Source organism: Ewingella sp. AOP8-B2-18 (assembly GCF_052376015.1).
Taxonomy (GTDB): Bacteria; Pseudomonadota; Gammaproteobacteria; order Enterobacterales; family Enterobacteriaceae; genus Ewingella; species Ewingella allii.
Window position 1 is genome coordinate 658,767 of record NZ_JBQSVB010000001.1, and the last position, 12,543, is coordinate 671,309.

11 protein-coding genes and 1 tRNA gene are annotated in these 12,543 nt (G+C 51.3%); 6 read left to right on the forward strand and 6 right to left on the reverse strand.

Annotated features, from left to right (window positions below; all coding sequences use genetic code 11):
- The first annotated feature begins 38 nt into the window (after positions 1–38).
- Positions 39–983 (forward strand): sugar-binding transcriptional regulator, encoded by a 945-nt coding sequence (locus tag ACT3RR_RS03035; RefSeq protein ID WP_496199706.1) that lies wholly within the window; start codon positions 39–41, stop codon positions 981–983.
- A 2-nt stretch (positions 984–985) separates the two neighbouring features.
- Here ACT3RR_RS03035 and ACT3RR_RS03040 read toward each other — a convergent pair whose 3' ends face one another.
- Positions 986–1,201 (reverse strand): YgdI/YgdR family lipoprotein, encoded by a 216-nt coding sequence (locus ACT3RR_RS03040; protein WP_353501615.1) that lies wholly within the window; start codon positions 1,199–1,201, stop codon positions 986–988.
- A 410-nt stretch (positions 1,202–1,611) separates the two neighbouring features.
- Between ACT3RR_RS03040 and opgB the strand changes: the two genes are divergently transcribed.
- The 5 genes from opgB to zinT all read left to right on the forward strand — a co-directional run bounded on the left by opgB (position 1,612) and on the right by zinT (position 7,918).
- Entirely contained in the window at positions 1,612–3,912 is a 2,301-nt protein-coding gene (opgB, locus tag ACT3RR_RS03045; protein WP_396132058.1) for a phosphatidylglycerol--membrane-oligosaccharide glycerophosphotransferase, read from the forward strand.
- Positions 3,913–4,077: 165 nt separating this feature from the next.
- Positions 4,078–5,058 (forward strand): chemotaxis protein, encoded by a 981-nt coding sequence (locus ACT3RR_RS03050; protein WP_353501617.1) that lies wholly within the window; start codon positions 4,078–4,080, stop codon positions 5,056–5,058.
- A 781-nt stretch (positions 5,059–5,839) separates the two neighbouring features.
- Positions 5,840–6,655 carry a LysR family transcriptional regulator gene (locus ACT3RR_RS03055; protein ID WP_353501618.1) on the forward strand — a complete coding sequence of 272 codons (816 nt, stop codon included), beginning with the start codon at positions 5,840–5,842 and terminating at the stop codon, positions 6,653–6,655.
- A gap of 160 nt (positions 6,656–6,815) precedes the next feature.
- Positions 6,816–7,157 carry a phage holin family protein gene (locus tag ACT3RR_RS03060; protein WP_353501619.1) on the forward strand — a complete coding sequence of 114 codons (342 nt, stop codon included), beginning with the start codon at positions 6,816–6,818 and terminating at the stop codon, positions 7,155–7,157.
- Positions 7,158–7,282: 125 nt separating this feature from the next.
- Entirely contained in the window at positions 7,283–7,918 is a 636-nt protein-coding gene (gene zinT / locus ACT3RR_RS03065) for a metal-binding protein ZinT (RefSeq protein ID WP_496199707.1), read from the forward strand.
- Positions 7,919–8,008: 90 nt separating this feature from the next.
- Here the strand turns inward: zinT and ACT3RR_RS03070 are convergent.
- The 5 genes from ACT3RR_RS03070 to ACT3RR_RS03090 all read right to left on the reverse strand — a co-directional run bounded on the left by ACT3RR_RS03070 (position 8,009) and on the right by ACT3RR_RS03090 (position 12,529).
- A tRNA-Asn gene (locus tag ACT3RR_RS03070) sits at positions 8,009–8,084 on the reverse strand.
- A 132-nt stretch (positions 8,085–8,216) separates the two neighbouring features.
- Positions 8,217–8,990, reverse strand: a complete 774-nt coding sequence (locus ACT3RR_RS03075) for a FadR/GntR family transcriptional regulator (RefSeq protein ID WP_496199708.1) — start codon at positions 8,988–8,990, stop codon at positions 8,217–8,219.
- 16 nt (positions 8,991–9,006) lie between these two features.
- Positions 9,007–9,792 (reverse strand): ATP-binding cassette domain-containing protein, encoded by a 786-nt coding sequence (locus ACT3RR_RS03080; protein WP_496199709.1) that lies wholly within the window; start codon positions 9,790–9,792, stop codon positions 9,007–9,009.
- Complete coding sequence (locus ACT3RR_RS03085; protein WP_496199710.1) at positions 9,789–11,585, reverse strand: dipeptide/oligopeptide/nickel ABC transporter permease/ATP-binding protein; 1,797 nt, start codon at positions 11,583–11,585, stop codon at positions 9,789–9,791. The genes ACT3RR_RS03080 and ACT3RR_RS03085 overlap by 4 nt, the downstream gene beginning before the upstream one ends.
- Positions 11,582–12,529, reverse strand: coding sequence for an ABC transporter permease (locus ACT3RR_RS03090; protein ID WP_353501624.1), 948 nt, complete (start codon positions 12,527–12,529; stop codon positions 11,582–11,584). The genes ACT3RR_RS03085 and ACT3RR_RS03090 overlap by 4 nt, the downstream gene beginning before the upstream one ends.
- Between the last annotated feature and the right edge of the window lie 14 nt (positions 12,530–12,543).

Consider the following 12,543-nt stretch of genomic DNA (forward strand, 5'->3'; position numbering starts at 1 on the left):
ACATGGTGGAAGTGAAATTAGCGAGTCGGGAAGTACGCATGAATAAGAGTGACAAGAAGCTGGATCTGGCTGCGCGGGCGGCGTGGATGTACTACGTGGCGGGGCAGACGCAGAATGAAATCGCCGACTCGCTGGGCGTTTCTCGCCAGGTGGCCCAGCGTCTGGTAGCCAGCGCGCTGGATAACGGGCTGGTCAGCGTACATATTTCCCACTCAGTGGGGCGCTGCATGGAGTTAGCCGCACAGCTGAAAAAACGTTTTGGTCTGGGGGTTTGCCAAGTGGTGCCGGGGCAGGGAATGAGCGATGCAGGCATCAGCCACGCCATTGCCGTCGCTGGCGCGGAGGTGATGATGCAGTATATCAAACAGGAACAGCCGATGATTATCGGCGTCGGCTCGGGGCGCAGCCTGAAGGCCGCCATCGACGAACTGGCCGATGTAGAACGCCCGCAGCACAGCAGCGTGTCGCTGATTGGCGCCATTGCCTCGGACGGTTCCTGTACCCGCTACGACGTGCCGTTGCTGATGGCGCAGAAAACACAGGGGCGCTATTTTATTCTGCCCGCGCCGCTGTTTGCCGATGGCGAAGATGACCGCGCCGTCTGGTGCAATCACCGGATTTATCGCACCGTGAGCGAAAAAGCCAGTCAGGCCGATGTGACCTTTATTGGCATCGGGACTATCGAGCCGGGCTGTCCGTTGCACAAAGATGGCTTTATTAGCGAGCAGGACGTCGAGCGTTTAATGGCGAAAAATGCCGTGGCGGAAGTGCTGGGCCACTTTATGGGGCCGGAGGGGGAGCGCGTTGAGAGTGAACTGAATGCCCGTTTAACCAGCGTCGGCCCCACGCCCCATGATGATAAACCGGTCATTGCCCTTGCTGGCGGAAGTGCCAAGCATCTTGCCATTCGCGCCGCGCTAAATGGCAAATGGATCAACGGCTTGGTCACGGATGAGGCCTGTGCCGAGTGGCTGATGCACTAAACTTATTTCTTGCTGATATCGGCGATATCGTTGGTGTTCATCAAATGATAATCGCCGTTTAAATCGATGTAGCTGGTCATGCCGCTGTCGCGGTCTTTGTCCGGCTCGCCGTGGCTGAGAATAGAATCCCCGGCTTTGGTGCTTATTACGTAATCACTGGTGCAGCCAGAAAGCGCCATCGCCAGCAAACCGACTGCTAAAAAAGCACGTTTTTTCATCAATTACGTTGTCCTGTTCAAATATCGTGATGACTTCGCGACTTAAAATACCCGATAGCGTACCCAGGCGCACCCTCTTGCAGCATCTAACCTCCAATTCACACCAAAATAATCACCCATGAGAATTAGCTGAAAAGCGCGCCATTGCTGGTGATACGCACGATTTGATTTGTCTAGGGTGAATGTTTCAGTAAGATTAAACGAAGGTTAACTTTTTGTTGAAAACGGGCGATGCAGATCACGTTTTGGGCAAATATTCTCGCTTTCTCCCCTTAACTTGACCTCAGGCAGCAAACAGGCGTTGACCCTGTTGATTTTATTACGCTATATAGCGCATCCCCCGTATTTTTCGGCCCTGCGGTTGGCAGGCAAAACATCTTTTTATTACCTCTAAGTTTCAGGGCGCAGCAATGGTCACAGATTTCATTTCATTCTTTTTATTTGTCTCGTCCATTTTCTTATATGTGCGACGCGCATCCGCGGGCCGTATTTGGTTCTCTTTGCTGTTGTTTTTCCTGACGCTTTACGTGGTTCTTAATTTGGTGCTGATTGGCAGTAACTATTTTACCGGCGACGGCATTACCGACGCGGTGCTTTATACCGTGACCAGCAGCCTAAAAGGGGCAGGGCTGAGCAAATATATTCTGCCATTCGCCGGGCTGGTGGTGGCGCTGGTGGTCATCGTTTCACTGCTGGTCTGGTGTCTGAAAAAGCGCCGCGCCAGTAACAGTAGTTGGGTATATAGCGTGTTTGCCGTGGTGCTGGCGGTGTTCTCCGTGGGATCTACTCAGGCATTCCAGAACATTTCCCGTCTGGTGAAAACCCAAATGAGTGGCGATACCGCCGACTTCGACACCTATTACAAAGTGCCGCAGAAGGTGATTAAGGGTAAGAAGCCGAATCTGGTCTATATCTTTGGCGAGAGCCTGGAGCGCACCTACTTTGATGAGCAGACCTTCCCCGGCCTGACCACTGAGCTTGCTAAACATAAAGATGCCAGCATCGATTTTACCGGCACGCGGCAGGTGCCAGGCACCGGATACACCATCGCGGGGATGGTTGCGTCGCTGTGCGGCATCCCGCTGTTTGCGCCTTTTGATGGCAACGCCTCAAGCGCGCTGTCGACCTTCTATCCGGAAAATGTCTGTCTGGGCGACGTGCTGAAAGGCGCGGGTTATCAGAACTACTTCTATCAGGGCGCGGAGCTGGCTTTTGCCGGAAAGGGCACTTTCTTGAAGTCGCACGGCTTCGATAACTTGTATGGTTACAACGAGTTGCGCAGCACGGTCAAAGACCCGGCCTATAAGAATGACTGGGGCTGGTACGACGACACCTTATTGGATGAAGCCTACAAGAAATTCGTCGAACTGAGCAAGGCGGGCCAGCCTTTCTCACTGTTCGCGCTCACCGTGGATACCCACCACCCCGATGGTTTTATCTCGCGCGGCTGTACCAAAAAAGAGTATCTGGTGAACAATAAGGATAACCGTTCGCTCAGCGCGGTGGCCTGTAGCCAGCAGCTGGTGGCGGCGTTTATCGATAAAATTAAAGCCTCCGGTTACTACGACAACACTATTATCGTGGTGAGTTCAGACCATTTGGCGATGAACAACACGGCGTACAGTATGCTCACCAAGAAAAATCGCAAAGACCTGTTCTTTGTGATGGATGGTCGTAACCCGCAGGCTGAGCTGAACAATGTGAAACGCAGCACCATTGATAATGGCGCGACGGTGCTGGATCTGATGGGTGGCGATAACTTTATTGGACTGGGGCGCAGCGGCCTGTCGAGCACTTCGCTGGCCACGCAGTTTATGAATATCGACGAGAAGATTGAAGGCTGGAAGCCTGCGGTCATCAAACAGTGGGGCTTCCCGAATCGCATCAGTAAATACAGCATAGATAATAAAGCCAACACCTTTACCTTCTCCGGTATGACCATTAAAGCGCCGTTTATCCTCAAAGTCGGGGTCAATAAAGTGGAGCCGATGTTTGACGTCTATCTCTCCACGCCGCTGAAAAAGCAGCTGGCTTCGTTAACCATGGGCGATAACTTCGTCTGGGTAGATAAGTGTTATGAGATGGGGCGCGTGTGGGCACCGGAGCTATCACTGAATACCGGACTTTGCGTCGCTTCGGGCAATCTGGCGTCAAAACCGCAGATCGTGCAGGCCAGCGGCGCGGTCTATAAAGGCAAGGTGGATTTTGAGCAGACCTCGGGCAGCCAGCAGGTGTATCAGAGCACGGTAGACCAGCTCAATATTGATGACGACGCCACCAAATATCAGTCTCAGGCTATCGTCTTTATGCTCCCCGGCCTGCCACAGCAGGTGCGAGCCATCAGTGGCATTTCCAATGTCGAAGAGTGGGGGCGCTGGTCAGATGCTAATTTGGCTCCGGCGGTGAAAATCGATTATGTTGATCCTCTCCCGGCCAGCTTCAATCTGGTACTGCGCGCCCGAGCCTATGGCAACAACATCGGCAAGCCAATCTCGGTAAAAGTGGGGGACGAAGAACAGTTTGTGACCTTTAACGCGCAGGACGACACCGTGACCCTGCCTTTCACCAATCCGGGCAATGCGCAGAGCATCGTCATTACGCCGCCATCGCCTACTGAGCCAACCGAAGGCACCAGCAGCGGTTTTGAGCCGAAAAAGTTGGGCATAGGCTTAGTCTCGCTGACGGTGGAAGATCGAGATACTCAGTCCTAATTTGCCGCAGTAAAATATCCGCGCCACGTCACAAAAAGCCCGCATTAGCGGGCTTTTCTTATGTTCGAGCCTAAGTATTTTATGCCGATGGTCGATAACCCAATTAAGCCAGCGACCCTTGCGTCGCTAAGAGCGCCTCGCTCAGCATTCTCTCTTGGGGAAGACATGGATAATTTTCAGAAAGAAATCGACGAGAGAACCAATCTCACCTCATCAAACCGTTTTGAATTGTTGCTGTTCCGCTTGGGGAATTCTCATGACGACGGGCAGTCTGAACTCTATGGCATTAACGTGTTCAAATTACGGGAAATTGTGGTCATGCCGCCGTTGACCAAGGCGGCGGGGATGGCCTCACCAATGATGGGTATGGCGAATATTCGCGGGGAAATTATTCCGGTGATTGATCTTCCGGCGGTGGTGGGCTGTGAGCCAAAAACCGGGCTGAATATCCTGCTAGTGACTGAATATGCCCGCAGTACGCAAGCTTTTGCGGTGGAGTCGGTGGATGACATTGTGCGCCTCGACTGGAGCCAGGTGCTGGCGGCAGAAGCTGGTGTGAAGAGCCGCAACATCACCAGCATTGCGCGTCTGGATAACGATAAATCCAGTAACCGCCTGGCGTTGGTATTAGATGTCGAGCAAATCCTTTACGACATTATTCCCCCCGACCGTAATACCAAAATTGATGCTAAAAAAACCAAAGCGTTTGCGTTAGAGCCGGGTGCGGTAGCCATTGTCGCTGAAGACTCTAAAGTCGCACGCTCGATGCTTCAGCACGGTCTCGACAGCATGAAAGTGCCCAGCGTGATGCACGTAACCGGGCTTGAAGCATGGAATAACATCAAAAAGATCGCCGAACAGGCCAAGGCTGAAGGACGGCCAATTTCCGACAAAATCGCCTTTGTGCTTACCGATCTGGAGATGCCCGAAATGGATGGCTTCACGCTGACCTTAAATATCAAGCGTGATGAATTCCTGAAAAATATCCCGGTCATCATTCACTCCTCGCTTTCCGGTAGCGCCAATGAAGATCACGTGCGCAAAGTGGGTGCCGACGGTTACGTTGCGAAATTTGAAATAAATGAATTGGAAGCCGCCATTCATAAGGCTCTGGATGGCAAAAAAACGGGGGCACTGAGTAAGTAAATTCCCTCCCTGGCCAGTGCTAACTCCTAGTCTGTTAACGCTGGCCGATCAGATGACTTATCAAAAGTTAATTCCCTTTCTTATTGGTTTAAAAATCAGCTTATTCAACTCCGAACTTGCCACTTATTATTTCAATAACACTCTTCTTAACAACAAAAAATCACCTTGGCACTTAGAATAAATTAATATTATCTAGCAATATTTTATATTGCTACCTGTCATATTTACATTGCGCAAGATCTATATAAATCATGATGTTCATTATTTGGTTTGCCTTGTCTAAAAAATGGTTTGATATATATGTTGATTTTTATTTAGTACGTTATTTTAATCCATGCACAACAATCTAGACAGTTATTCTTGAAACTTTACACTGTAAAATATATCGCTAACTCCACATTGGGCATATATTGCTCTTGTTAAATCGTTATTATTGTATCTAATTATGAGCGCCTAAGCATGGCGAAGGCTTTGTCACACCTTTACTTTTTCAGGTAGATAGCGATATAGACCTGCGTGTTAGTACAACATTTACTCTACGGCAATAAGAATGTTAGAGAATGTTTAAATACCTATTGTAAGTAATTAATGAGCAATTAGAGCATGTATGTTTATTCTTTTAAAATCATCACGATTATCACGCGAAGGCATGATAACTATTTTTTGGTCAGAGATGACTAAACTTTGCACCTTGAAAAAAACAAACTTAGCTACATTTAATTAACTACGAAATGGGACATAAACTATGGGGTTATTCACATCTATCAAAATGAAGTATTTCATGACTATCATTGAGGAAGGTAGTGTAGCAAAGGCCTGCGAAAAGCTTCATTTGACACGAACGCCGGTGAGTAAAGTCATCGCAGACATTGAAAGCTCAATCAACATGCAGCTTTTCACCAGAAACAGCACCGGACTTCAACCTAACAGCCATGGAATCAAGCTGTATGAAGAACTGCTGCCCATTTACCATCAACTGATTGATGTTGAGCGCTCATATATTAATAATAAGCAGAGAGAAATTGTAAAAATCTTAATAGATGACAGCGTACCTCCACTGGTCTCGAGTTTTGTCGCCAACTACCTTTCATTTAACTCCCATAGCGTTGATATTAAATATAAAGATATCTTTTCCGATGAGGGCTACGATTTCTCCTTAGGTCGCTATGACTTAATCCTGACGGCAAAAAAATTCCCAGAGGCTTATCCCATTTTTGACTCGACTACCTTTAGTATTAGCGCCACGATACCAGAGCGTTTAGCCCGCGACGTTTTAAAGAGTGGACCAGTGAATCTCTATTGCATCGGGGCTAATGGACAGGCTATTTACAACGATGAGCATTTCAGTTGGCTTTCTCAAGAGAATTGCATAGAGAGTGCAGAAACTGATGTAAGTAACATGTTGCTGAAAATGTCCCGTGGACAAGGTATCGCTATCATGCCTGAGGCGATGGCCAAGGTGTACTATATTCCGCGAGCGGAAGTTGTGCGGCTTGTTAATGGGAGTCTTCCTATTTACCATTATTCCAGTTTGAAAAGTAACAGGATTAGAGAGGTGAGCAACACCATAAATAATCTCACTGAGACAAATTCTTAGTATGTTATAAGGATATTTTACTTCGCATACTATGAATATCTCTTTTAAATAACGTATCCCATACATAGACGCGGTAAAAATGACAGGTTTAATATCTTCACCTTTTGTGAAATATTTTATCTCTTTATTCGTATGGCGGCGTGCCAAAGGAAAAATAACTATGGAAGCAATCCACGGCATCTATACTATTTTCCATTTTCTCTGGATCCATCCTTTGGCTTTTTTCTCCGGGCTATCAACATTTGCTATATCTTGTTGGTCCGGAGGAATTGAAGGTCTATCACCAGGGAGAATCTTTGTTAATTCCATCATCTGCGTATTATGCACATTGGCCTTTTTGGCTGCTTTCAATCAGGAAGGGCATCATCAAGTTTTTTTACCCCTGATAGGGATTGTGGTGGGTTTTGTTGGGGCAGAGAGAATGCGGAATGCGGTTCTCAATACTTGGCTGCTGCACCGACGACGTTATTGGCCCCGTGATAGAAAAAACCGGGATGAGTAATCGTTATACCCATCTAGGGAAACCCGCCGTGGGGTTTACTGAGTCGTGCGCTTGAAGCTCGTTGAAAAAATTCAGGATATGTTATAACGTAACAACAATTTGATAAGGACTATCAGGAGAACGTTATGACAAAAAGCATACCTTTTACTTTATTCACTCTGGGGATTTTACTGTCCAGTTCACAGGCCTTGGCACATGGCGCACCCATGTCGGAAAAAGATCGCAAAGCTAGCGAGGGTGTATTTGAGAACACGGATGTTAAAGATCGTGCCCTCACCGATTGGGATGGCGTATGGCAGTCGATTAACCCATATCTCTTGAACGGCGACCTTGACCCGGTTTTGCAGAAAAAGGCCAAAGAGAATAAAAGTAAAAGCGTGGAGGAGTATCGCGAGTATTACAAGAAGGGCTATGCCACTGATATCGATATGATTGGCATTGAAAAAAACGTCATTGAATTTCACCAGAATAGCCAGGTGAGATCATGTTACTACCATTATGACGGTTTCAAAATCCTCACCTATTCGTCCGGCAAGAAAGGGGTGCGTTACTTGTTCGAATGCCGCGACAAGCAATCCACCGCGCCAAAATATGTGCAGTTTAGCGACCATATTATTGGGCCGAAAAAATCTTCTCACTACCATTTATATATGGGCAATGACTCTCAAGAAGCCTTGCTGAAGGAGATGGACCACTGGCCAACTTACTATGAATACTCTTTAAGCAAAGAGCAGCTCGTCCACGAGATGCTTGAGCATTAATCGATTGGCTGTGGAGAATCTCCACAGCCAATAAGCTATCGCACAAAGCAAAACGCCCGCTTAAGTTTCCTTAAGCGGGCGTCTCTAATATGGCTCCTCTGACTGGACTCGAACCAGTGACATACGGATTAACAGTCCGCCGTTCTACCGACTGAACTACAGAGGAATCGTTGGAACGGGGCGAATAATAGCGATTGCCCGCAGGCATGTCAAAGGGACATCTGCATATTTATGTCCGTTTGCTCGCTGTTTAGCCAAGTAGCTGAGAATTGAGCCGAAAAGCGGCGTTTGCGGCGCATTATTGCGGCCCATCTCGCAAAAACCTCTCTTCGAGCGTCGCCTCAAGACCGAGCATCGCGTCTTCGGCATGCTGCATATGTTCGGTCATGACCTGAGTGACTACGTCGGCATCTTTACGGCGCATAGCTTCAATCAGACGATATTGATAGTTAATACCGACGCTGCGTTCTACAGGCTCGGGGCGCAGGTAAATGTCTTTGCAGACCGCCAAATCTTTGAGCAAGCGTTGCAGGAAGTGGCAGATAAAGGCCAGCAGCACGTTGTCAGAATAGCTGGCGACCACGCCGTGGAAGTCCAGTTCGGCCATTCGCTGCTCCCAGCGTTCTTCTTCATCTGCCGGTTCGTGGTCATAAACCGTAATCAGCTGGTGCAGCTGCTCGAAGCCCTTGGCATCAATATTGTCGATGGCACTGACCGCCACCAGAGGCTCTAACGCCTTGCGCAGTGCATAGATATTGCCGATGGAAAGCTGGCGGGTAAAAAGATAATTAGAGAGCAAACTCATGGCGCGGGATTCGGTCATGGATTCGATAAATGCGCCGCCGCCGGGGCCGGTTTTAGTGCGGATCAGACCCTGCACCTCCAGCGATTTCAAGGCTTCGCGCACGGTGCCTTTCCCTGCTGCGTAGCGGGTTATCAGGTCTTTCTCCTGTGGCAGTCGGTCTCCCGGCAGAAGGTTATCGCTAATAATGCTCTCTTTTATGGCATCGACAATTTCATCGGTGCGTTTGCGGCGCGTCGGTTCGCTCTGAGTTGGCCTGTCTGTACTCATAAAATCCTTCATCCCTTCAAACCCGTGGTGCGCTGGCGAGTAGCCGCTGCGTATAATCATGCTGTGGTGCGTTGAACAGCCTATCGCTTGGCCCACATTCTACCAAATCTCCGTGATACAGCACGGCCACCCGATCGGCAATCGACTCCACCACTGCTAAATCATGGCTGATAAACAGATAGGAAAGCCCAAACTCCCGTTTTAATTGGTCTAATAGCAACAACACCTGCGCCTGCACCGATACGTCGAGCGCGCTGACCGGCTCGTCGAGCACCAAGATACGCGCTTCCGCTGCCAGTGCGCGAGCAATCGCCAGCCGCTGTGCCTGCCCGCCGGAAAACTCATGGGGATACCCAGACAGCGCGTCGGCGGGCATCTGCACGGCATCCATCAGTTCCAGCATCCGCGAACGACGGCGCGCGGCGGGGTAGTTGCACAAATATCGCAGAGGCACGTCCAGCGTATCGGCGATGGTTTTGCGCGGATTGAGTGAAGCCACCGGGTCCTGAAACACATACTGAATCATTTGGCCGAAGGCTTTGTCGCCGCGCTTGGCGTGTGCCGACATCTCTTCACCCATTAGCTTGATGCTGCCGGACGTCGGGCGTTCAAGGCCCACCAACATTCGTGCCAAAGTACTTTTGCCTGAGCCGCTCTCGCCAACAATCGCCAGCGTTTCCCCTGCGTCTAGGTGCAGGGAGACCCCCTTGAGCGCCTCTACCTGATGTTTGTGGCCGGAAAACCAGCCGGACGCGCTGCCGAAGGTTTTCACCAGCCCGGTGGTTTCAATCACCTTGTTCATGGAGCCTCCTTCAGTGAAGCTTCTTGGCGATAAAGCTCGCCGACTTGTTTAAGGAAAGCACGTCCCTGACCGAGCTTTGGCACGCTGGCAATTAGGCGTCGGGTGTAGTCGTGTTGAGGTTGGCGAAGCACAGACTGTGTCTCGCCAGTTTCAACGATTTCACCGTGGCGCATCACCGCTACGCGGTCGCAAATCTGCGCAATAACGCCAAAATCGTGAGTGATAAATAGCAGAGTTAGACCGCGTTCATGACGCAGCTTTTGCAGCAGTTCGAGAATGCGGGCCTGCACCGTGACATCCAGCGCGGTGGTGGGTTCGTCAGCGATAATGACCTCGGGGTCATTGGCCAGCGCCATGGCAATCCCCACTCGCTGGCGCTGGCCGCCTGAAAGCTGATGCGGGAAGGCGTCAAAGCGAGATGCTGCTTGATCAATGCCGACGCTTGCCAACAGCTCCAGCGCCCGCTGTTTGGCGGCTGAAGCTGCTAGCGGCTGATGGGCCTGAATAGCTTCAATGATCTGAGCGCCGATAGTGAACTGCGGGTGCAAGGTGGTCAGCGGATCCTGAAAGATATAAGCCACTCGCGCGCCACGCCGCTGCTGCAACTGGCTTTGAGGAAGAGATAACATCTCTTCGCCGCTAACGTAAATCGCGCCGCCGGTTATCTCGCCGGGCGGGGAGGACACCAGCCCCATGATGGACAGCGCGGTGACGCTTTTCCCCGAGCCACTTTCGCCTATCAGCCCTAAACACTCACCCTGCGCAACGTAGAAACTAATGCCTTTCACTGCCGCCGAAACATGGGCGCCGGAGCGGAAATTCACCTGCAAATCGACCACTTCCAGCAGGGCTTTATCACTGTGCCGCGCCGCCGGTACCCGAGGGCGTTTTACGCAAGTCACTGCCTGAGCGCGCTGCAGCACGCCGGACTTGAGTCGCGGATCTAGCAGGTCACGCACGCCATCGCCGAGCAGATTAAAGCTCATCACCAGCAGGAAAATCATTAAGCCAGGCACCACCGAGACGTGCGGCGCGCTGAACATCTGTGCGCGGCCCTGTCCAAGCATTGAGCCTAAATCGGCATTGGGGGGTTGCGTCCCGAGGCCGAGGAACGACAGTCCGGCAGTTTCCAAAATCATCCAGCCGACGGTAGTCGACATGGTTACCACTACCACCGGCATGACGTTTGGCAGCACTTCAGTCAGCAAGATTTGCAGGTGATTTTTACCCGACAGCCGCGCCGCCTGAATAAAGTCGCGCTGGCGCAGGCCGACGGTCAGGCCACGAATATTACGGGCAAAGAAGGGAATGTTGACCACCGCGATAGCGTAAAGCGCATTCAGCAGGCCGGGGCCGAGCACCGCGACAATCACCAACGCCAGCAATATGTAGGGAAAGGCCATCAGCATGTCTATCAGCCGCATCAGCAAGCTGTCGGTTTTTCCCCCGGCATAACCGGCGATCAGCCCAATCAGCGTGCCAAAAAATGCTGCCAAAAGCGTGGCGCAAATGCCCACAGCCAACGACACGCGCGTGCCCCACAGCAGGCGTGAAAGCACGTCACGGCCCAAGGGGTCAGTGCCGAGCCAGTGTCCTTGTGAGAAGGGCGGCAGTAGGCGATTGAGTAAGTCGGTCGCGTCAGGATCTGGCAGAGGCAACAGCGGAGCCGCTAGCGCTGCCGCAACAGCCAGCACTAACAGGATTAGGCCCAGCGTGGCCAGTCTGTTGGCCAGCAACAGTGCCCAGAGTGATTGGCGATGGCGCGGCGCGGTGGTCGTTGTCGTCGAGTTCATGATTTTAACCTCGGGTCGAGAAGCGCCTGAAGAATGTCAGCACAGAGATTGATCAGCACGTAGGCCGCTGCTGCAATGAGCACGCCGCCCTGAACCAGAAGCAAATCGCGAGTCGCCACGGCTTTCACCATCATCGCCCCCAGCCCCGGCCACTGAAAAACGGTCTCGATATACACTGCGCCACCCAGCACAAAGCCTGCCTGAATGCCGATCACCGGAATAACCGACACCAGCGCCATACGAAACGCGTGCTTATAGATCACTTTTCGCTCGGAAAGACCTTTGGCACGGGCGGTTCGAATGAAGTCTTGTCGCAGCACTTCCAGCATGGCGGTGCGCGTCAGGCGGGCAATTACGCCGGTAGCAACAATCGCCAGCGTAATGGCAGGCAGGGTGAGGTGATGCAGCAAGTCCAGCGCACCACCACCACCCCAAATGGCGTACATGCCTGAAGCAGGAAACCACTGGAGCTGCACGGCAAACAGCATGATCATCAGCAGGCCAATCCAGAAAGAGGGCATTGAAATGCCCAGCAGCACTAGCAGGGTTATCAGGCGATCCCCCCAGCCGAACTGACGCACTGCGGAGAAAATCCCTGCCAGCAAGCCCAGAACTGTGCTTATCAGTAACGCGCAACCACCCAGCAGCAGCGTGGCACCAAATCGCTCCAACACTTCATCAATCACTGGCCTGTTAAGCACGTAAGAGCGCCCAAAGTCGCCGTGCAAGATATTCCCGGCCCAGATGAAATACTGCTGATAGAGCGGCTTATTCAGCCCCAACTCCTGATTAATGCGCGCGACGTTTTCTGGCGTCGCCCACGCGCCCAGCAGCGCCTGCGCCGGGTTGCCGGGGATCATCGCCATAATCAGAAAGACAATCAGCGACAGCCCGATAAACACCGGAATGGTCGCCAGCAGCCTTTTCAGTACGTAACCCATCATCGTGGTTCTCCCCG